Genomic DNA, 22086 nt, shown 5'->3' with positions numbered 1-22086 from the left:
TCACTCCCGAGAGCTCGCGGGCATCGCGATGATTGCGTGCGCATTGGCGCCGCCGGCGCCGAACGATGATGCGGCGCCATAGCGAAGGCCGTCTTTTGCCGGCCAGTCGTGCAGCTTGGTGGCCAGCCGCAGACCCGTCAGATCCCAGTCCAGCATCTTGGTTGGGTTGTCGGAGAACAGGGTTGGCGGAATCTGTCCGTGCTGGCCGGCCAGCAGCAGCTTGATCAGTCCGAGGATTCCGGACGCCGCCTGCGGATGTCCCATGTTCGACTTGATCGAGCCCACTAGCGCCTCGGATCCCGCCGCGCCGTAGGTCTTGAACAGTGCGAGCAGTTCCACCGGGTCGCCGGCGAGGGTTCCGGTGCCATGCCCTTCGATCATTCCGACGTCGGCCGGATCGATTTCGGCGACATCGAGTGTCTTGCGCACCACCTGCTCTTGCGCGCGCACCCGGGGAACCAGAATCGGCTTGCCTTTGCCGTTGTGGTTGGTACGGATGGCCAGGATGCGTCCGTAGATCGGGTGCCCGAATTGCCGTGCCCGCGATTCACGTTCGACGACCATCATCCCCGCGCCCTCGCCCCAGACGGTACCGCTGGCGTCGTCGGCGTACGCGCGGCAATGACCGTCATCGGAAAGCGCATTGAGCCTTGCGAACTCGTAAAAGGCTCCCGGTGATCCCATCACACAGACCCCGCCGGCAAGCGCCCATTCGCATTCGTCCATCGCCACCGCCATGGCCGCCAGGTGTAACGCGGTCAATGACGATGCACACGCTGTGTCGAGGCTGATCGATGGGCCGGTCAGTCCAAGGCTATGCGAGATGCGCGCGGCGCCGCCCAGTTGTCCCAAGCTGGCGATCCGATGTCCGCTGTAGGCATCGGCGACCGCCGCACGTGGGCCGTACTCCATCGGTGACATTCCGACGAAGCAGCCAACGAATTCGCCCTCGAGCGTGGCGGGGTTGATCCCGGAATTCTCCAGCGCCTTCCAGGCCACGCGCATCGCAACCCGCTGCTGTGGATGCATCATCAGAGCCTCGCGGTGCGTGATTCCGAAGAATGGCGGGTCGAATTTCGTTGCGTCGTCCAGGAATCCACCTGCATCGCAAACCGGTCCCCAGCCGTCCAGCTCGGACACCGACAAAAGATCCTCGACCGGCCAACCGCGATCGCGTGGAAACGGCGTAATCAATTCCCGTGATTCGGCAAGCGCTGACCACAACGCGGCGGGGGTGTCGATCCCCCCGGGCGCCTCGACAGCGATTCCGGAAATGACCACTGGATCGCTCGGCGAGCCGTAGTCGCTCACGCCGTTTGCTCGCTTTGCGCGGACGACGCCAACAGCTCGGCGACGGCGTCGACGTGATCGTTGAGGAAAAAGTGGCCGCCGTCGAACATGGTGACTTCGACGTTGTTGGTGTGCTTACCCCATCCGTAAAGGTCGCCCAGCGTGACGATGGGGTCTTGATCGCCGCCGATCGCGTGAATCGGTGCCGCAACTTTCACGTCGTCGGCCCGGGAGTACGCATCGCAGACGCGAAAGTCGGCCTTGACGACCGGAAGCGCCAGCCGCATGAGATCGCGGTTGCCGAAAACATCGGAGGTGGTGCCTTCCAGCGCCGCAAGGTGGTTCAGGATGTCCTCGTCATCTGTCGGATGGGGCGGTTTGTTGGGTGCGTTGCACGGAGCTACCGCGGCGGAGACGGCGAGCTGTCGCACCTCGATGCCCCTGGGTTCTGCGATCCGGACGAATTCGAACGCGACCCAACCACCCATGCTGTGGCCAAACGTGACGATCGGGCCCCCGCGATTGTGTTTTGACGTCGAAAACTCGTCGAACGCTCCGGCGGCGATCTCGGGCAGCGAGCCCAAAGGCGACTCGGCCGCCCGGTCCTGGCGACCCGGATATTGGAAAACGATGACGTTGAACGTGGTGCTGAGAACTTTCGAAAATGTGCGGTAGGCCGATGCGCCAGCGCCGGCATGCGGAAAAACCAGCAGCGAAAGACTGTCGGGCGCTTCCGGTTGGTGGAATTGCCTGATCCACCCTAGTTGCCGCGGCATGCAGCCCTGCCTCTCGTACCGTTCGATCGCTTAGCTCCGAATGGCCCGCATGGTCCCGCGTGAGCGACGGGCCGACGGCCGCAAGAGCCATGCAACTTAGCGAAGGCTAACATAATCTGCTTGAGCCTTTGGTTCGCACCCGAAACCGAAGCAAACCGCCCGGCCGACACTTGAGAGGTAGAGGGGTTCGTGTGATGCGCATCGTGTCGTTCGGCTTCCAGACCTGGGGGTTCAACACGCTGCAGGCGCTGATCGAGCTGGATCAGGAGGTCGTGCTCGCGGTCACCCACCCGGCCAGCGCACAGTCCTACAAGGCGATCTGGTCGGAGTCGGTCGAGGACCTCGCGCGAGACCATGGCATCCCCGTGCACATCACCGAGCGGGTCGATGCCGAGACCATCGACTTGGTCAAGCGCGCTGAACCCGATGTCATCGTCGTCAACAGCTGGTACAGCTGGATGCCGCCGGAGCTGTACACCCTGCCACCACACGGCACGCTGAACCTGCACGATTCGCTGCTGCCGAAATTCACCGGATTTTCCCCCGTCGTGTGGGCGCTGATCAGTGGTGAGTCCGAGTTCGGGCTGACGATTCACCGGATGGACGACGGCCTGGATACCGGGGACATTCTGATCCAGCGCGCATTGCCGATCGGCCCCACCGATACCGGCACCGAGCTGGTATTGCGGGGCATGGACCTGATTCCGGGTGCGCTACGGGACGCACTGAGCGCGCTGGAGTCCGGGACGGCGGTGTGGCGGCCACAGAACAAGGCCGAGCGTACCTACTTCCATAAGCGCTCCGAGCGTGACAGTTTGATCGATTGGAGTTGGCCGGCCGAGGATCTCGAGCGGTTCGTGCGCGCACTGTCCGACCCCTATCCCCGCGCGTTCACCTTTTACCGCGGGGAGCGGATCGAGGTACTCGAATCGCGCGTGTCCGAGGCCCGTTACGGCGGTACGCCCGGGCGAGTCATCGTGCAGGAGGGCGGCGGCGCGGTGGTTTGCGGGCCGGACGCATTTCGCGGCGCCAACCGCGGCTTGGTGATCACGCGCGTTCGTGACGCGGATGGAGTCGAGCACCGCGGGGACGAGTTCTTCGTGCGCGGCGGCTACCTGAACAAACAGACGTAATCCCGGCGAACTTCAATGTTAGGGGTGAGCGATGGCAGACGATGCCAGGGCGGTGCAGGAGCGTCGGCGCGAATTGTTGCGTCGGCGCATCGCTGAAAGTGGTTTAACGGCAGGACAATCGGTCGACAAGCCGAGTGTCTGTGCCGGCGAACGTTACCCGCTGTCGACCGGTCAGCGTCGGATGTGGTTCCTGCAGACCATGGACCCCACCGACACCACGTTGAACATCTGCGTTGCCTATCGGCTGACGGGTGATCTGGACGAGGCACGTCTGCGCGCGGCTTTCGACGATGTCGTGGCGCGTCACGCCGTTTTGCGCACCACGTATGGGGTGGACACCGAGGGTGAGCCGTATCAAGTATTCCACGATGACGTCGAGATCTCTTGGCAACTAAGTGATTTGACCGATCTTCCGGAAAGCGAGCGAAAGCGGCGGGTCGAGGCACAAGCGCGAGACAAGTTTGGCACGCCATTCAACCTCACCAACGATCTACCGCTGCGGACAACGCTGATACGCACCGGCGCAGCCGAATTCGTGCTGCTGCTGGTTGTGCATCACATCTGTTGGGATGACGACTCCTGGAGTGTGCTCTGCACAGATCTGAGCGCTGCCTATAACGGTCAGCAACCGACCGGCCAGGCGCCACAGTTCGTCGCGGTGGAGGTACTTGACTGTGCCGCGGAACCTTCCGTTGCCGACGTCGGCTACTGGGCAGACACGTTACGGCCGTCACCAGAACCGCTGGAGCTTCCCGGGGTGGCCTCGATAAGTCCGTCCAGGCAAGCCGATCGGCGCACTCGACCGCTGCCCGCCGACCTCTTCAGCCGGGTCGAGGACTTTGCCCGCCGGCATGCCGCCTCGCCGTTTATGGTGTTGCTGGCGGCCTACGCTGTGCTGGTGCGTCGCTATACCGGCGCGCCAGATTTCCTGATCTCGGTGCCGGTAACCGCGCGTAGGGCTGCGGCCGAGGCTGCCATTGGGTACTTCGGCAACACGCTGTTGTTGCGGATGACACCGCAGGCGTCGGACACGTTCACCTCGTTTCTCGCGGCGGTCCGTGAAACCTGCCTCAACGGGTTTGCCCATCAGGCGGTCGGCATCGATCGAGTGGTGCGCGAAGTAAACCCGGAACGCATGGGACACGACGGCATGGACCGACTGGTCCGGCTGGGGTTCAGCATGCGCAAGAGCGCGAGCGGATTTGTGTTGGACGGCGTCACCGTGCGCCAACTCGAACTGGGTGCGGTAACCGCGCATCTTCCCCTTGCCCTGGCCGTCGTGCTTGAACCGGAGGGGCCAGAGGCGTCAGAGGAGCCAGAGGCGTCAGTCGTCGAGTTTGAGTACCAGACCGACGTGCTGGAAGCTGCGCTCGTCGATCAGATGCTGACTCACTACATCCAGCTGCTCGACCATGCGCTCGCTGAGCCCGAGCATCGTCTCGCCGGCCTGGACATGCTCGGTGCCGGCGAACGGGCTGGCGTCTTGGCCCAGTCGCACGGCGAACTTGTCGCAGCGCCGCCGACGACGATGGTCGCGGTGCTCGAAGCGGCCTCGGTTGCCGCCCCAGACTCGCTCGCGCTTGTTTCCGACGAGGCCGAGCTCACCTATACGCAACTGCATCGTCGCGCGAATCGCTTGGCGCGCTGGCTGATCGGGCAGGAGATTGGCACCGAGAACATCGTCGGTCTGCGCATGACCACGTCGATCGAGTTCATTGTGGCGATGCTCGCCGTACTCAAAGCCGGTGCGGCTTACCTCCCCATCGACCCGGCCTACCCGGACGACCGCATCGAGTACCTCGTCACCGACGCCCGGCCACAGAAGGTTATTCGGCAGCACGAATTCGAGGCCGCAGAACGAGACGCCGAGCGGTTGTCGGACGCCGTGGTTACCGACGCGGATCGGCTGCGCCCGTTGCGTCCCGACAACTTGGCCTACGTCATTTACACGTCGGGCTCCACGGGCCAACCCAAGGGCGTCGCGGTCTCGCACCGGGCGATCGCCGAGCACGTCGAGGGTTTCATCGCCGAGTGGAGCATGACCGCCGAAGACCGCTTGTTGCAGTCGTCGTCGGTGAGTTTCGATGCTTCGCTGCTGGACATCTTCGTCACCTTGTCGCTGGGCGCACGACTGATCGTGCCGAAGCCGGAGGCGTTCGGCGACGTCCCGTACGTAGCCGACCTGATTGACCGGTACCGCGTCACGGTGCTGCACATGGTGCCGTCCATGCTGAGCACCCTGTTGCTGTTGCCGCAGGTCAAAGAATGGCGGCAGTTGCGCCATGTGCCGGTGGGCGGAGAAGCGCTTCGAGGTGAGGTAGCCGATAAGTTCGCCAGCCACTTCGATGCGCAGCTGCGCAATCACTACGGCCCCACGGAGGCCGTCGTCTGCTCGACCCACATGCAGGTCGAGGGGTCGCACGGTGCGCGCGTAGTGCCCATTGGCGTACCCAACCGCAACGTCTACGCCTACGTACTTGACGAGGAGTTGCAACCGGTGCCTGCCGAGGTGATCGGTGAGCTCTACCTGGGCGGTGCGCAGTTGGCTCGTGGCTATCTGGGTCGTCCGGGCCTGACCGCCCAGCGCTTCGTCGCAGATCCTTTCAACCCAGGCATGCGGCTGTATCGGTCAGGAGACCTGGTCCGCCGCAACATCTCTGGTGAGCTCGAATTCGTCGGTCGTGCCGACGAGCAGGTCAAGGTTCGTGGCTTCCGGATCGAACTCGGCGAGGTCGAGTCCGTGATCGCAACGCATCCAGCGGTCAAGCACTGCCTGGTCGTCACGGAAGACACCGAGGCCGGACCCGTGCTGGCCGCTTTCCTGGTGCCCGTAGCCGCTGCCGCGCACCTAGATCTCGACGAGATACGGGCGCATACCGCGGCGGTGCTGCCGGAGTACATGGTGCCCAGCGCGTTTGCGGTGATCCCCGAGATTCCGTTGACGGTCAGCGGCAAACTGGATAGGCGCGGGCTGCCCGCGCCGATTCCGGTCGCGGTACGCAGCTACCGCGAGCCGACGACGGCCACCGAGCGCCGGATGTGCGCGATCTTCGCCCGGCTGTTCGGCTGGGAGAGGATCGGTGCCGAAGACTCGTTCTTTGGGTTGGGAGGCCATTCGCTGCTGGCGGCCCGGCTGATCGCACAGATCCGTGCCGAGTTCGGTGTCGAGCTGACCGTTCGCGCGGTGTTCGATACCCCGACTCCGGCCGGCTTGGCCGCGCGGTTGGTTGACCACTTCCGAGCCGAGTTCGACATTGATCTGAATCGGCCGGAACTCGTTGCGGCGGTTCGCCCGGAACGGCCCCCGTTGTCCTACTCGCAGTTCGCCATGTGGTTCCAACATCGGATGAGGGGTCCCAATGATGTCTTCAACATGGCACTTGCACTTCGCATCAACGGTCCACTCGACATCCCCGTGCTCGCCGCGGCGCTCAACGACGTCGTGGCTCGCCACGAGGCGATTCGCACGAATTTCGTTGAACATGAGGGTGTTCCGTATCAACTCGTGCATCCGATACGTCAGCTGGAACTGGAGGTGACCCAGATCGCCGCTGACCAGCTCGACGAGACGGTAGCCGAGCTGCGTCGGTATGTTTTCGCGTTGGAGTCCGAATCGCTGATCAGGCCTACCCTGTTGGCAGTTGGCGCGAATACGCACGTGCTGCTCGTGCTCGTCCACCACATCGTTACCGATCACGTCTCGCTCGGGATTCTCTTCGAGGACCTCATCGTCGCGTACCGTGCGCGCTTGCAAGGAAAGGCGCCGCAGTGGGCGGCGCCGCCGTTCCAGTTCGTGGATTACGCGCTGTGGCAACAAGGTGCGTTCGACGCGGCGAGCGCCTGGGGACAAGCCGAGCTGGCGCATTGGCGCGATGTGTTGGCCGGAATGCCCTATGAGATCTCGATAGTCCCGGATCACACCCGCCCGCCAGTCCTCGGAAGGCGGGGCGAGGTGGTGGATTTCACGGTTTCCGCGGCGCGCCGAGCGGCCCTCATCCGGCTCGCCGAGCAAAACGGCGCCACCGAGTTCATGGTGTATCAGGCCGCCTTCGCGGTGTTGTTGCGCAAACTCGGCGGTGGCACGGATATTGCGATTGGCAGCCCGGTCGCGGCTCGGGTCGATGTGGCCACGACGAATATGAGCGGCCCATGCGCCAATGTGGTGGTGCTGCGCACCGATTTGTCCGGTGATCCGAGTTTGCGCACCACGCTCGCGCTCAGCCGCGATGCGGTGCTCGATGCGTTGGCACACCAGGAACTTCCCATCGAGCGTGTGGTCGAGGCGCTGAACCCACCGCGCTCACCATCTCGAAACCACCCGCTGTTCCAGAACTCGATCCACTTCCATGGTGCGCAGGATTGGGCGTTGCTGCCCCCCGATCTCACCGAAAACGGCGAGACCACAGTTGTTGCATTGCCGATGGACTTCGAGATATCCATCCTGGATCTGAACCTGGTGCTGAATGTCACGCCGGATGCAGGACTCGACGTGCGGGTCGTCGCAAACGCTGATCTGTATGAACCTGAGACCGCCGCGCTTATCGCCGATGCTCTGGACGCCGTGCTGGAAGCGTTCGTGACGACGCCGGATCATCCGTTGTCCGCGTTGGAGTTACTGCCCGCGGCTGCGTTGGAGAAGCTAGTCACGCCGGCCACCCCGACAACCGTTGCGCGGTCGGGGCCGGTCACCGGCGGTTCCGAGGAAACCGAGCGGGCCCTCATCGGCTTGTTGGAGGAGTTACTCGAAATTAGCGACGTCGACCGTGAGGACAATTTCTTCGCCCTCGGCGGCGACAGCATCATTTCGGTGCAGTGGGCGGCCCGGGCCAGCGCCCAAGGGCTGGCCTTGACCCCGGCAATGGTGTTCGAGCACATGACCATCGCCGAGCTCGCCGCGGCAATCGACGAGGCCGCCGATCAGCCTGCGGGCGAGCCGGATTCGGTGCCGGCGCAGCAGGGCACACCGATGAGCGCGTCGGGTTTGGACGCCGACGCGCTGGCGGCGCTCACCGCATCCTGGCATAACCAATCGTGAGGCGATCGTGACCACTGCGCCGCAGATCGAGGACGTTCTTGCGCTCACCCCGCTGCAGGAGGGGCTGTTTGCGCTATACCGATTGGCAGAGGACGGCGTTGACATCTACACGATGCAATTCGTGGCAGACATCGACGGACCGCTCGACGTCGAGCTGCTCCGCCGCAGCGCCCAGGCCATGCTGGACCGGCACCCGAATCTGCGTGCCGCGTTCTGGGATCGCGACGTGCCGAAACCGGTCCAGATCGTGCCCGCGCACGCGGAGCTGCCGTGGTCTGAACGAGTCGCGATGCCAATGGAATTCGATGCTATTGCCCGATCGGAGCGGCGCCGTCCGTTTGACCTGAGCCGCGGCCCCGCATTACGCGTCGTGCTGCTCACTGTGCCCGGTGAGACCAGGCGCCGGATGATTTTCACCGCGCACCACATTCTGGTGGACGGCTGGGGACTTGGCGTGTTCTTTACCGAGATGTTGGCCATATATCAGGCGGGGGGATCGCTTGACGGGCTAGCCAACCCACGTCCGTACCGCGACTACATCGCTTGGCTGGCAGGACAAGATCGAGCGGCTGCGACCGCCAAGTGGACTGAATATTTGCAGGGAGTGTCCGCGCCGCTGATGCTGGCCGATGGCAGGACCGCGGCGGTCGGCGGAGTGCCGGAAAAGTCGGACTTGCTACTGCCTGCCGGCGAAACGGCTCGGCTGCGGCAGTGGGCGGGCCGTAACGGTCTCACCCTGGGTACCGCAGTGCTTTTCGCCTGGGTTGTCGTCCTGGGCAGGCTCACCGATCGTCGTGACGTTGTTTTCGGCACTGTGGTTTCCGGCCGTCCCGAGCAGCTGTCTGGCGTGGAGACCATGGTGGGGATGTTCATCAACTCGGTGCCGGTCGTGTGCCAGCTGAGCGGCACAGCCTCGGTGGTCGAACAATGCGCGCGGTTGCAGCGCGAGTCGTCGGCGATGCGTGAGATCGGCTATCTCAGCCTGTCGGAGCTGCAGCGGGAGCATGGCCGAGGAACGTTGTTCGACAGCCTGTTTGTGTTTGAGAACGCGCCGATCCAGGACGCCATTCGGCCGGTGACAACCTCCGACGGCACCACCTTCGCTCCGGTCGAGGGCGAGAGTCTGACGCACTATCCGTTGACGGTGGTCTCGCATCTGCGGGACGACACCCTGGTGGTGGTGGTCGAGACGATTCGTGAAGCGCTGCCGCATCTTCCGGCGGCACAGATCTGCGAGCGACTGGTCGGGGTGCTGCGGCAACTTCCCGACATCGGCGACCGAACCCCAGCCGCGCTGGATGTTCTCACCTGCGCTGAGCGCTCGGAATTCCGTGGTCTTGCGACGCGGTCAGTACCCACCCCGGAGGCCACGGTGTGGGAATTGTTCGAGCGGCAGGTACGCGCCACACCCGAAGCCGACGCCCTGACCACCGGCTGCGGGGACCGTTACAGCTACGCCGAACTACACGCGGACGCAAGCCGATTGGCTCAGGTGCTGGCGACGCACGGCGTCGGCCCGGAACGGGTGGTGGCGCTGGTGCTGCCACGCTCGGCGCGATCCATCGTGGCGATCCTGGCCGTGCTGGCCGCCGGTGGCGCGTATCTGCCGGTCGATATCACGCTCCCGCAAGCGCGGATTCGATCAATTTTGCGCCAAGCCAATCCGGTACTCGCCGTTGCCGAAAGCGGCTGCGCGGATCTGGTCGGTGTCGAGATCGCCACCTTGGTCATTGACGATCCCGCTGTGGCCGAGCGTATTTCCCGAGTTGCCGCAAAGGCGCCGGAAGTTCATCGGCATCCCGCGCACAGCGCGTATGTCATTTTTACGTCCGGTTCGACCGGGGAACCCAAGGGCGTCGTCGGCACCAATGCCGCGATCGTGAGTTACCTGGCGGACCACCGGGAGCGGGTCTACCGGGAGGCGTTGACGCGCGTAGGTCGTCAGCTGCGCATCGCTCACGCTTGGTCGTTGAGCTTCGACGCCTCCTGGCAGCCCATGGTCGGCCTGTGCGAGGGTCACGCGATCCACGTGTTCGACGCCGAGGAGATGCGCGACGCTGATCGGCTGGTAAGGGGCATGGCGACCTACCAGATCGACATGATCGACACCACCCCGTCGATGTTGGTGCAGCTGCGTGCTTCGGGGCTGTTGAATCACGATCTGACGGTGCTGGCCCTGGGCGGCGAAGCGATCGATAGCGTGCTGTGGGAACAGTTGCGCACGCTGTCGGCTACGACCGTCTACAACTGCTACGGACCCACCGAAATGACCGTCGAGGCGGTGGTGGCCCCGGTCACGGACTACCCTGAACCGACGATCGGTACGGCCAACACCGGAACCTTCGGTTATGTCCTGGATTCGGCGCTGCGGATCGTCCCCAACGGCGTGGTGGGTGAGCTGTATCTGTCCGGAGCGCAACTGGCCCGCGGCTATGTCGGCCAGTCCGCCATGACCGCCGCACACTTCGTCGCGGACCCGTTCCGCCCCGGACAGCGCATGTACCGCACCGGTGACTTGGTGCGTCGGCTACCCCACGGCGGCTACGCCTACCTGGGACGTGGCGACGCCCAGGTGAAGATTCGTGGCTACCGAGTCGAGATCGGCGAGATCGAGGCCGCGTTGCGTAGGGAGCCGAAAGTGCACGATGCGGCAGTGTCGGTGCTTCGCCGTGAGGGTGGCGCCAGCCTGGTGGGTTTCGTTGTGTGGCAAGAGAATATCGACGAGGATCCGCTCCGGCTGCGTGCCGCGCTCACCGGCCGTCTGCCGTCGTACATGGTTCCGGCCCGGATCGTCGCGTTACCCAAGCTGCCGGTGAACGCCAACGGCAAGCTGGATAACCACGCACTGGACCGGCTGGCGCAGGATGCGCTCTCACACGTCACTGCGGGTGCGGCGGCGTCGCCGTCGACCGCGACCGAACGAGTGCTGTGCGAACTATTCGCAGAGCAGTTCAACGGCGTGGTGCCGCACATCGACGATGACTTTTTTGCGTGCGGGTTAGACAGCATCGTGGCGATCTCGTTGGTCCACAAGGCCCGCAGGCGTGGGCTCACATTGAGCCCACGGATGGTGTTCAGTGCTCCGACAATTCGTGAACTCGCGGCCGCGATCGACTCAGCCGTCTACTCCGACGTGGCCGTCACGAGCGCCGAATGCGGCGAAGTCCTGCCACTGCCGATGGTGTCTTGGCTATACGAGCACGGCAATTTCCGCCGGTTCACCCATACCGTCCTGCTCCGGCTGCCGCCGGGCATCGAGCGTTCGTCTATCGAGCTGATGCTGCAGTTGCTGCTGGACGGACACGACACCTTGCGCTCGATTCTGATCGACACCCCTGCGGGTCCACGCCTGGTGACCCGTGGGCTCGGAGTGGTCAACGCCGCCGACGTACTCACCGAAGTGCGGCTACCGAAACCGACCGATGCCGAATTGGTGTCGGCCATCACACATTCGGCACCCAGGGTGATGGATGAAATCGACCCTTACGCGGGTGCGATGGTGCGAGCCGTCTGGTTCTCCGGTGCCCAGCACGGGTCTGAGCACGCAGACGCGCTACTGCTCACCGCGCACCACCTGACTGTGGACGTGGTGTCCTGGCACATCATCCTGGGCGATCTCGCCGCGGCTTGGGGGTCGGTCAGTGCGGGTGAGACGCCGAAAATGCTGCCAGAGTTCACTTCTTACCGACGGTGGTGCGAGCTCATGTGGCAGCGTGCGGCGACGCCGGAGGTGCAGGCCCAGCGGGACTACTGGATGGGACAAGTCTGTGAGCCCGATGCCGCGTTGGGTACGCGGCATCCGGACCCGGCCCGGGACACCTGGTCCACCCTGCGTGTCACACGGGCAGTTACGTCGGTCGAGGTCACTGCGCGGGTGTTGACGGCGCTCACCAGAGACGAAGGTGTGCGCGAATTCCTGCTGGCGGCAACGACGATGGCCATGGCCAGTTGGCGCCGCAGTCGTGACGAGGATCCGGCGTCGGGGACTCTCGTCGCCCTGGAGGGCCACGGGCGGGCCGACGCCATGTTGGACACCGACACCACCAACACCGTCGGCTGGTTCACCAACGCGTTCCCGGTGCGATTCGGAGTGGGTGCCGCGGCGGTCGATATCGAACAGGCCGAACAGGATCCGGGTTCGGCCCGGGCCCTGGTCGACTCGGTGGTGGCTCACCTTGCGGAGGTGCCCAACGACGGCTTGGATTACGGTCTGCTGCATTACGTGGACCGCGTCCCGGAGCTGCAGGAGGCGGCCGAACCGCAGATTCAGTTCAGCTATCTGGGTCGTTTGGACCTCGGGAGTGTCGCCGACCAACCCTGGTCACTCCTCAGCGGGGAGTACATCGATGCGCTTCCGAACGCGCCCGAGCCAGATCTGCCGCTGCGCTTTGCTTTGAACATCAGCGCGTTCATTGCCAATACGCCGGAGGGCACGCAACTGATCAGCAACTTGCGCTGGAGCGATGCCCTGTTCGCGCCAGCCGATATCGATCGACTGATGCAGTTCTGGCAGCGCGGGATCGCGGTACTCGCAGCTGGGCTGGCACCGTGGGAAGGACCGGAATGATTGGTAGGGACGAGATCAGGGCTGCGGTGGCGGCCGAACTTGGTTGTCCGGCCTCAGATGTCGCCGACCACGACAATCTGATCCAGTTGGGCCTGAACTCGATCCGCATGATGGTGCTCGCCGGCGGCTGGCGCAAACGCGGGGCCGCCATCACCTTTGCCGAACTCGCGGCCAGTCCGACGGTCGATTCGTGGTACGGGTTGCTCAGCGCGGATGGAATGCAAGACGCGGCCGAGACATTCGTGGCTGACCCCACCGAACCGGCAGCCGAAGAGACCCCGTTCCCGTTGGCCACCATGCAACACGCGTACTGGGTCGGCCGTTCCGATGAGCAGGAGCTGGGCGGCGTCGCTGCCCATCTCTACGCCGAATTCGATGGTGGGCAAATAGATCCCGTGCGTTTGGAGCGCGCGGTGTCCAACCTCGTAGCGGCACATCCGATGCTTCGCACCCGATTCCTCCCGGACGGGACCCAGCAAACGCTGTCCCGGCCGGGCAGGCCGGTGTTCAGTGTGGTCGATCTGCGCGGCCAGAGCTGGGAGCAGGTGGAGACCGCACTCATGGAACTGCGCGACCGCAAAACCCACCAGCGTCTGGCAATTGAAGACGGTCAAGTCTTCGACGTCACCCTGACGTTGCGTGACCCGGACCGCAGCCGGTTACACCTGGATATTGACATGTTGGCCGGCGACGCAATGAGCTATCGCGTGCTGCTTTACGATCTGGCCGAGTTGTACCAGGGTGCGGAGCTGGCGGCGCCAGGCTACAGCTATCGGAGTTTTCGCACGCAGCGACGCGAAGACCCCAGCGCGCGCGAGCGAGACCGAGACTGGTGGCAGCGGCGGTTGCCGGAGATGCCGGGCGCGCCGGAACTGCCGACCGTTGCGGTGGGGGAACGTAGGGCACCGCATCGCACTGTGCGCTACGACCATTGGCTGGCACCGGACGCCAAACAGCGGCTGGTGGCCGGCGCTCACGCACGCGGCGTCACACCGGCGACGGCGCTGGCCGCGGTCTTCGCCGACACCATCGGGGGCTGGTCGGCGCAAGGCGCGTTCCTGCTGAATGTGCCGTTGTTCCATCGCGAACCGGTGCACCCGGACATCGACCGGGTGGTTGGAGACTTCACCTCGTCGATCATGCTCGAGGTCGACGTGACCGAGAACGTGTCGGTTGCCGTCCGGGCCCGCGAAATTCAGCGCAGTATGTATGAAAGTTGTTCACATGCAGCGTATTCCGGACTTGAAGTGCTGCGCGATCTGGGCAGATGCCGGAGTGAGCCGGTGCTGGCGCCGGTTGTCTTTACCAGTGCGCTGGATCTCGGTGAGTTGTTTGCCGGCAACGTCATTGAGACATTCGGTGCACCAGTGTGGATCATCTCGCAGGGGCCCCAGGTATTGCTGGACGCCCAAATCACCGAACTGCGCGGCGGATTGCTGGTCAACTGGGACGTTCGCGAGTCAGCATTCCCGGACGGCCTGATCGATGCCATGTTCGCTACCTTCACCGATGCGGTCGAGCGGCTCGCGGAGGGCGACGCCGGCTGGGACGCCGAAGCCACGGTCCGATTGCCGAGTGCACAGGCGCAGGTACGGGCGGCGGTCAACGCAACCGACGGGCCGGTCAGCGGGCGGTGTTTGCATCAGGGCTTCTTCGAGCACGCCGCGGCGAATCCCGACGCAACGGCCGTGCTGTGGGGTGTCGGCGACGATAAAGGCCAATGGAGTTACCGGGAACTGGCGAAACGGTCGCTTGCCGTCGCGGGGTCCTTACACGCCCGGGGCGTGGCGGCCGGTGACGCCGTCGCCGTCCAATTGCCGAAGGGACGCAATCAAGTTGTGGCGGTGCTCGGGATACTTGCCGCGGGCGCAACGTACGTGCCGATCGGATTCGACCAGCCAGATGCGCGGCGCGCCAAGATTCTTCAGACCGCTGACGTCGTTGCGGCGCTAACCGTCGACGGCGCCGACGGCCGGCTGCCGATTCCGTGCCTTTCCATCGATGCGGCAAGCAGTTTTGCGGAGCCACTGTCGGCACCGGTCTTCCCGGATACCGATGAGATCGCCTACGTCCTGTTCACATCGGGTTCGACGGGTCTGCCAAAGGGCGTCGACGTACCGCACAGCGCCGCGATGAACACCATCGATGCCGTCAACGAGTGGTTCGGCGTCAACAGCGGCGATCGGGCACTGGCGCTTTCGGCTCTCGAATTCGATTTGTCGGTCTACGACATCTTCGGCATTTTCTCAGTGGGTGGGGCAGTGGTCCAGGTCGACTCCGAGGACCGGGTCGCAGCTACAACGTGGGTGGAATTGATTCGCCAGCACCGGGTTTCGATCCTCAACTGCGTGCCAAGCATGCTGGACATGATCCTCGAGCTCGGCGGCGATCGGCTCGGCGACTCCTTACGCGCCGTCCTCCTCGGCGGTGACTGGGTTGGCGCCGAGTTGGCTCGTCGGCTAGCCAAGCTGGTGCCTGGATGCCGATTCTCTGGTCTTGGCGGTGCGACCGAGACGGCCATTCACAGCACCATTTGCGAAGTGATCGGCGCACCGCCGGCGCGCTGGGTGACCGTGCCGTTCGGTGTTCCGCTGCGCAACGTTCGGTGTCGAGTGGTTTCGCCTTCGGGCCGCGATTGCCTCGATTGGGTTCCCGGTGAACTGTGGGTCGGCGGTGCGAACGTCGCTGCGGGTTACCGCAACGAGCCGGAACGCACCGCCGAGCGTTTCGTTGAACACGACGGAATTCGTTGGTACAAGACCGGTGATATGGCCAGGTACTGGCCCGACGGCACCATCGAGTTCCTTGGCCGCGCCGATAACCAGGTGCAGATTCGCGGATACCGAGTCGAACTCGGCGAGGTGGAGAGCGCGCTTCGGAGCGTGCCCGGGGTGCGTCACGCCGTCGCGGCCGTCGTCGGTGCCAACGCACCCAAACTGGTCGCCGCGATCGCGGGCAACCCGGGTGAGGTCGGTGACGTCACCGAGGCAGTCCGCAAGGCGGTGGCGGATCTGTTGCCGAGTTACATGGTTCCCACTCGCACAGTGCTTTTCGAGCGGTTTCCGCTGACCCCGAATGGCAAACTGGATCGCCGGGCCGTGACTGCGTTGCTCCAAGCGGAGGCGTTAGAAGAAGGATTCGAATGTGCAGCCAGCGCCCCGCGCAACGATCTGGAGGCTGCACTTGCCGGGATCGTCGGCGAAGTGCTGGGACAACCTTCGGTGGGCGTGCACCAAGACTTCTTTGCCCTCGGCGGCGATTCGGTGTTGGCCACCACGGTCGTTGCGCGGGTACGAGATTGGCTCGACATCGATCACGCCGTCGTCGCGGACCTGTTCGCGACCCGCACGGTTGCCGGATTCGCCGAGCGGCTGAACAACCGGGAAGCCCAACGGGGTACGCCGCAACGACTGGCAGTGATCGCACGCCACTACCTCGAGGTGGCGGCCATGACCGATGAGGAGGTTCTCGCGCAAGGCTAGTCGCAGGCTAGTGCAGGTCATGTCGCGCAACCCGCAGCGTTGGGGGAGCCAAAATTCACGCCTGCTACACAGCTGGGCCACAGACTCGCCGACGAAGCTCACAGTTACGTCGGATGTAATGCAATCCGTCCCGAAAGCGAAACACCAGTAGCAACGTTCCGTGTGAATCAGAGGGGGAGATCATGAAATCGCTCGCCGTGGGTTTAGCCGCCGTAGCCGCGATCGGTGCAGCGGCCGCCGGTGTGACGTCCATCGCATCCAGCACTCCGGCCGCATGCCAGGTGCAACTGGTGGCCGTCGGTGCACCGTTGCCGCTGGACCCGGCACCGACCCCGACTCCGGCCGCGGCCGCAAACCTTCCGACCGCGGCCCAGTTGACCGGCCTGCTCAACACCCTGGCCGACCCCAGCGTTTCGTTCACGAACAAGGGCAATTTGGTTGAGGGCGGCATCGGCGGGACCGAGGCGCGCATCGCCGACCATGAGCTGAAGAAGGCGGACAAGAACGGGGACCTGCCGCTGTCGTTCAGCGTGGCGAATATCCAACCCGCCGCGGGCAATTCGGCCACCGCGGACGTGTCCGTGTCGGGCCCGAAGCTTTCGCCGCCGGTTACGCAGAACCTCACATTCGTCAACCAGGGCAGCTGGGTGCTGTCGCGCGACTCGGCGATGGAGCTGCTGCGCGCCGCGGGGAGCTGACCGCTATCCGTTCAGGGCGCTCAGGTCGACTCTGCCGACGCGCTGCGGGTCGGCCAGCACGTCGATCGCGGAAATCCGTCCGTCGCGCACCATGAATCCCATGATCGCCGATGGTCGACCGGAGACGAAGATGACCGCGCCGGCGGCGCCGTTGACGATGGCGGCGCGCACTTCACGCTCCGGCCCCGCATAACTGCGGGCCAGTTTCGCCACCGAGGACGCGCCCTCGGCGCGGAACATGGCGGCGCCGGGTCCGAAGTCGCCGCGCAGCACCACGTCCGGATTCAACACCGAAACCAGGCGGTCGAAGTCGCCGCTGCGCCCGGCCGCGAAAAAGGCGTCGACCGCCTCGTGCTGGGCAGCGAGGTCGCCGTCGGGAACCGGATCGGCCTGCTGGATGCGCCGCCGCGCCCGGCTGGCCAGCTTGCGGGTCGTCTCGGGTGATCGCTCGACGATGGGTGCGATCTGATCGAACGGAACGGCGAAGACGTCATGCAGGACGAACGCCAGTCGCTCCGGCGGCGACAAGGTGTCCAGCACCACGAACAACGCCAGGCCCACCGCATCGGCCAGCATCGCCTCGTGTTCAGGGTCGAATTCCCCTTCGGGGTCCACTATCGGATCCGGCAGCCGCGACACCAGCTCCGCACCGACGTGGCTGCGGCGCTCGCGCAGCATGTTCAGGCAGATCCGCGCCACCACGGTGGTGAGCCAACCGTCCAGGTTGGCGATAGCCGCGTCGCCGTCGGTGCTGCGGCGCAATCGCAGCCAGGTTTCCTGAACCGCGTCCTCGGCGTCGTCGATCGAGCCCAGCATCCGGTAGGCCAGCGCGCCCAGCCGCGGTCGAGCTGCCTCGAAACGTGCCGTCAGCGCCGGGTCGACAGTCATGCTTCACGGGCGTCGGGCAGCGCGCACACCCTGCCGCCCGAGAAGCCCGAAGACCCGATATCCAGTGCGATGTTGAATCGGGCGCGAAGGTTGCCCAGCGTGATGATGTGCGTGAGTCCGACCAGTTGAGCCGTGTCGAAGTGGGCGCGCAGGGCGTCGAACAGCTCATCGCTGACCTCGACCGGGGTGCGGCTGATCGCCGTGGCGTACCGCAGGATCAGCCTGTCGACGTCGGAGAAGCATGCGGCGTTCTCGTACTCGGCCATCGACCGTAGTTCCTCGTCGGTGATCCCCATCTCGCGGGCGATCTGCGAACCCAGGTCGATGCAGTACTCGCAGCGGACCGTGGTCGCCGACTTCAGTTCGGCCAGCGCCCGGTGCCGGGGACTGAGAATGTCCAGCTTCGATTCCGCCTGTTCCAGCTTGCCGTAGGCGCTGAGCAATCGGGGGATGTGGGCATACATCCGCAGCGGTTCAAGCATTTCGGCGGTCTCGAGTCCGGCCATTGCTGCCAGCTTGCGCTTGGTGAAGAAGAAGGCGATCTTGGCGCCCAGGCCGGCCTCGCGGTCGGAGACTCCGGTTAGTCGTGGCATTGCGTCCCTCCTAATGAGTGTCCTCACTAGATCGACACCTGGGGGGATGCGAACGTGACCAAACTATCTCGGTGGGCCCGGTCGCATGTCCATGTCGAACACTCGTGCGTGCAGCACGGTGCGGTTGCGCAGGGCGGCACGCACTGCCCGGTGCAGACCGTCCTCGAGATAGGTGACGCCTCGCCACTTCACCGCGTGCGGGAACAGGTCGCCGTAGAACGTCGAGTCCTCGGAAAGCAAGCGGTCCAGGGCGAGCACCGTCGTCGTGGTGACCAGTTCGTCGAGCCGGATCTGTTGTGGTGGTATCTGCGACCAGTCCCGGTAGGTTAGCCCGTGTTCGGGGTACGGCTTGCCTTCGCGGACGCCCTTAAAAATCATTCGCAGTCGCTTTCCCCTGACACGTCCCGGCGTGCGGGACCATGGTGGAAAGGCTAATCCGCAGGCGACCGGATCGATCGTGGGCCCCGCAAGAAGCCGGGCCGCGAAGCCCGTGCCACTGATCGCGCAGGTTGACGGTCGGTTCCTGCCGAGACCGTAAAATGATCAGGTCAAGGAGGTGACAGTCAATGGCAAACGCCGATGAGCGACGCTTTGAGGTGCTGCGCGCCATCGTCGCCGACTTCGTCGCCACCCAGGAGCCCATTGGCTCAAAGTCCCTGGTGGAACGTCACAACCTGGGCGTATCCAGCGCCACCGTCCGCAACGACATGGCGGTGTTGGAGGCCGAGGGCTACATCACCCAGCCGCACACCAGCTCCGGGCGGGTTCCCACGGAAAAGGGCTACCGCGAGTTCGTCGACCGGCTCGATGACGTCAAGCCACTGTCGGCCGCCGAACGGCGGGCGATCCAAGGCTTTCTGGAGTCCGGCGTCGACCTCGACGACGTGCTGCGCCGCGCGGTACGGCTGCTGGCCCAGCTGACCCGGCAGGTCGCCGTGGTGCAATACCCGACGCTTTCGACTTCGACCGTTCGCCACCTGGAAGTGATCGCGCTGAGCCCGGCCCGGCTGCTGATGGTTGTCATCACCGAATCCGGTCGGGTGGATCAGCGCATCGTCGAACTCGGCGACGTCATCGACGACCACCAGCTGTCGCAGCTACGCGAGATACTCGGCCAGGCGCTGGAAGGCAAGAAGCTCGCCGCGGCCTCGGCCGCGGTCGCCGACCTCGCCGGCGAGCTGCGCGGTGCCGGTGGCTTGGGTGACGCGGTCGGCCGTTCGGCGACGGTGTTGCTGGAGTCGCTGGTGGAACACACCGAGGAGCGCCTGCTGCTGGGTGGCACCGCCAACCTGACCCGCAACGCCGCCGACTTCGGCGGGTCGCTGCGTTCCATCCTGGAAGCTCTTGAAGAGCAGGTCGTGGTGCTGCGGCTGCTGGCTGCCCAGCAGGAGGCGGGCAAGGTGACGGTGCGCATCGGCCATGAAACGGAGGCCGAGCAGATGGCCGGCACGTCGATGGTGTCCACGGCCTATGGCACCCTCGACACCATTTACGGCGGCATGGGCGTGCTGGGGCCCACGCGTATGGACTATCCGGGAACTATGGCGAGTGTTGCCGCGGTTGCCATGTATATCGGTGAAGTGCTAGGTGCTCGATGACCGCGCACCCGTTGCATAGTTTGTGGACAGCCGCATAGACGCGGCATAAGACCCCGCATAGGAGAGCCAATCGTGGCACGCGATTACTACGGGCTGCTCGGCGTCAGTAAGAGCGCCGGCGATGCGGAGATCAAACGCGCCTATCGCAGGCTGGCGCGCGAGCTCCATCCCGACGTCAATCCCGACGAGGCCGCGCAGGCGAAATTCAAGGAAATCAGCATCGCCTACGAGGTGCTCAGCGATCCCGAAAAGCGCCGCATCGTCGACATGGGCGGCGACCCATTGGCAACTGCCGGCGCGTCGGCTGGCGGGTTCGCCGGCTTTGGCGGTTTGGGCGACGTCTTCGAGGCATTCTTCGGTGGCGGCTTCGGCGGGGGTGCGGCGTCACGCGGTCCGGCCGGCAGGGTTCGGCCGGGTTCGGATTCGCTGCTGCGGATGCGACTGGATCTCGATGAGTGCGCAACCGGTGTCACCAAGCAGGTCACCGTCGACACCGCGGTGCTGTGCGACCGGTGTCAGGGCAAAGGCACCCACGGCGATTCCGCGCCGATTCCGTGCGACACCTGCGGTGGCCGCGGTGAGGTGCAGACCGTGCAGCGTTCGCTGCTGGGTCAGATGTTGACGTCGCGGCCTTGTCCCACCTGCCGCGGCGTGGGCGTCGTCATCCCCGATCCGTGCCACCAATGCATGGGCGACGGCCGGGTGCGGGCCCGTCGGGATATCAGCGTCAAGATCCCTGCCGGTGTCGGCGACGGAATGCGGGTGCGGCTGGCCGCGCAGGGCGAGGTCGGGCCCGGGGGAGGGCCGGCGGGTGACTTGTACGTCGAGGTCCACGAGCAGGCCCATGACATCTTCGTGCGCCAGGGCGACGACCTGCATTGCACTGTTTCGGTACCGATGGTCGATGCGGCACTGGGAGCCACTGTCACCGTGGACGCCATCCTGGACGGCATGAGCGAGATCGTCATTCCGCCTGGCACGCAACCGGGTTCGACCATCACCCTGCGGGGCCGCGGGATGCCGCATCTGCGTTCCAGTGCCCGCGGCGATCTGCATGTCCACATCGAGGTGGTGGTCCCCACCCGGCTGGACAGCCACGACACCGATCTGCTGCGCGAACTGAAGAGCCGGCGCAGCCGCGACATCGCCGAGGTGCGCTCGACGCACGCTGCCGGCGGGCTGTTCAGCCGGCTGCGCGAGACCTTCACCGGACGCTAGTTACGGGCCGCGCATGGTGGCGACCCTGTTCTACGTTGACGCATTGCCCGACACCGGCGCGGTGGCGGTCGTAGCCGGCGACGAAGGTTTTCACGCCGCCACCGTGCGTCGGATCCGCCCCGGCGAGCAGCTGATACTCGGCGACGGCGCCGGTGGACTGGCCCGCTGCGTGGTAGAGCAGGCCGGGCGCGACGGGTTAGGGGCCCGGGTCCTGGAACGCTGGAGCGTCGCGCCCGGGCGGCCTGCGGTCACGGTGGTACAGGCGCTGCCCAAGTCCGAGCGCTCCGAATTGGCAGTGGAATTGGGCACCGAAGCCGGCGCCGACGCGTTCGTGGCCTGGCAGGCGGCGCGCTGCGTGGCCATCTGGGAGGGGTCGCGCGCCGACAAGGGACTGCGCCGGTGGCGAGCGGTGGTGCGTTCGGCGGCCCGGCAATCCCGTCGGTCGCATATCCCTCCGGTTGACGGCGTGCTGTCGACTGCGGCACTGATTCAGCGCGTCCGGGAGGAGGTGGTCGCCGGCGCTGTGGTGCTGGCCCTGCATGAGTCGGCGACCGACCGGATTGCGGATGTCGCTGTGGCGCAAGCTGATTCGCTGATACTCGTGGTTGGGCCCGAAGGCGGGATCACGCCGGACGAGATTGCCGCGTTGACCGACGCCGGTGCTGTTGCGGTTCGGCTGGGCCCGGCCGTGCTGCGCACGTCGAGCGCGGCAGCGGTGGCGCTGGGGGCGTTGGGCGTGCTTACGTCACGTTGGGATGCGCGGGTCGACTGTGAATTTCACGACGCGACACGCCGGTAACCCGTCGCC

13 protein-coding genes are annotated in these 22086 nt (G+C 65.1%); 8 read left to right on the top strand and 5 right to left on the bottom strand.

Going from position 1 to position 22086, the window contains the following annotated elements; all coding sequences use genetic code 11:
• Positions 1 to 1311, bottom strand: coding sequence for a polyketide synthase (locus AADZ78_RS17820; protein ID WP_085252556.1), 1311 nt, complete (start codon positions 1309 to 1311; stop codon positions 1 to 3).
• Entirely contained in the window at positions 1308 to 2066 is a 759-nt protein-coding gene (locus tag AADZ78_RS17815; protein ID WP_085252555.1) for a thioesterase II family protein, read from the bottom strand. Before AADZ78_RS17815 ends, AADZ78_RS17820 begins: the two co-directional genes overlap by 4 nt.
• A 194-nt stretch (positions 2067 to 2260) precedes the next feature.
• Here AADZ78_RS17815 and AADZ78_RS17810 point away from each other — a divergent pair, with 194 nt between their 5' ends.
• The 5 genes from AADZ78_RS17810 (at position 2261) to AADZ78_RS17790 (ending at position 16981) form a co-directional block, all read left to right on the top strand.
• Positions 2261 to 3199, top strand: a complete 939-nt coding sequence (locus tag AADZ78_RS17810; protein ID WP_085252554.1) for a methionyl-tRNA formyltransferase — start codon at positions 2261 to 2263, stop codon at positions 3197 to 3199.
• Positions 3200 to 3230: 31 nt separating this feature from the next.
• On the top strand, positions 3231 to 8234 hold the full coding sequence (locus tag AADZ78_RS17805; protein ID WP_085252553.1) for a non-ribosomal peptide synthetase: 5004 nt from the start codon (positions 3231 to 3233) through the stop codon (positions 8232 to 8234).
• Between the two features lie 4 nt (positions 8235 to 8238).
• A complete protein-coding gene (locus AADZ78_RS17800; RefSeq protein ID WP_085252552.1) occupies positions 8239 to 12801 on the top strand; it encodes a non-ribosomal peptide synthetase in 4563 nt (1520 codons plus the stop codon).
• Positions 12798 to 16283, top strand: a complete 3486-nt coding sequence (locus AADZ78_RS17795; protein ID WP_085252551.1) for a non-ribosomal peptide synthetase — start codon at positions 12798 to 12800, stop codon at positions 16281 to 16283. The genes AADZ78_RS17800 and AADZ78_RS17795 overlap by 4 nt, the downstream gene beginning before the upstream one ends.
• 182 nt (positions 16284 to 16465) lie before the next feature.
• The gene (locus AADZ78_RS17790) at positions 16466 to 16981 is read left to right on the top strand and encodes a hypothetical protein (RefSeq protein ID WP_085252550.1); all 516 of its coding nucleotides are present in this window, start codon (positions 16466 to 16468) and stop codon (positions 16979 to 16981) included.
• A 3-nt stretch (positions 16982 to 16984) separates the two neighbouring features.
• Here the strand turns inward: AADZ78_RS17790 and AADZ78_RS17785 are convergent, their stop codons facing one another.
• The 3 genes from AADZ78_RS17785 to AADZ78_RS17775 all read right to left on the bottom strand — a co-directional run bounded on the left by AADZ78_RS17785 (position 16985) and on the right by AADZ78_RS17775 (position 18840).
• Entirely contained in the window at positions 16985 to 17869 is an 885-nt protein-coding gene (locus tag AADZ78_RS17785) for a sigma-70 family RNA polymerase sigma factor (protein ID WP_085252549.1), read from the bottom strand.
• The gene (locus AADZ78_RS17780) at positions 17866 to 18462 is read right to left on the bottom strand and encodes a carboxymuconolactone decarboxylase family protein (RefSeq protein WP_085252548.1); all 597 of its coding nucleotides are present in this window, start codon (positions 18460 to 18462) and stop codon (positions 17866 to 17868) included. Before AADZ78_RS17780 ends, AADZ78_RS17785 begins: the two co-directional genes overlap by 4 nt.
• A gap of 63 nt (positions 18463 to 18525) precedes the next feature.
• Entirely contained in the window at positions 18526 to 18840 is a 315-nt protein-coding gene (locus AADZ78_RS17775; RefSeq protein WP_085252547.1) for a type II toxin-antitoxin system VapB family antitoxin, read from the bottom strand.
• Between the two features lie 188 nt (positions 18841 to 19028).
• On the opposite strand from AADZ78_RS17775, the gene hrcA reads away from it, so the two are divergent.
• The 3 genes from hrcA (at position 19029) to AADZ78_RS17760 (ending at position 22077) form a co-directional block, all read left to right on the top strand.
• Positions 19029 to 20060, top strand: a complete 1032-nt coding sequence (gene hrcA / locus AADZ78_RS17770; protein ID WP_085252546.1) for a heat-inducible transcriptional repressor HrcA — start codon at positions 19029 to 19031, stop codon at positions 20058 to 20060.
• Between the two features lie 72 nt (positions 20061 to 20132).
• Positions 20133 to 21278 (top strand): molecular chaperone DnaJ, encoded by a 1146-nt coding sequence (gene dnaJ, locus AADZ78_RS17765; RefSeq protein WP_085252545.1) that lies wholly within the window; start codon positions 20133 to 20135, stop codon positions 21276 to 21278.
• 13 nt (positions 21279 to 21291) lie between these two features.
• Positions 21292 to 22077 carry a 16S rRNA (uracil(1498)-N(3))-methyltransferase gene (locus tag AADZ78_RS17760; protein ID WP_085252544.1) on the top strand — a complete coding sequence of 262 codons (786 nt, stop codon included), beginning with the start codon at positions 21292 to 21294 and terminating at the stop codon, positions 22075 to 22077.
• Positions 22078 to 22086 lie beyond the last annotated feature (9 nt).

The sequence above is a fragment of the Mycobacterium riyadhense genome (assembly GCF_963853645.1).
Lineage (GTDB): Bacteria > Actinomycetota > Actinomycetes > Mycobacteriales > Mycobacteriaceae > Mycobacterium > Mycobacterium riyadhense.
This window is presented reverse-complemented; position numbering and strand designations above follow the sequence as displayed.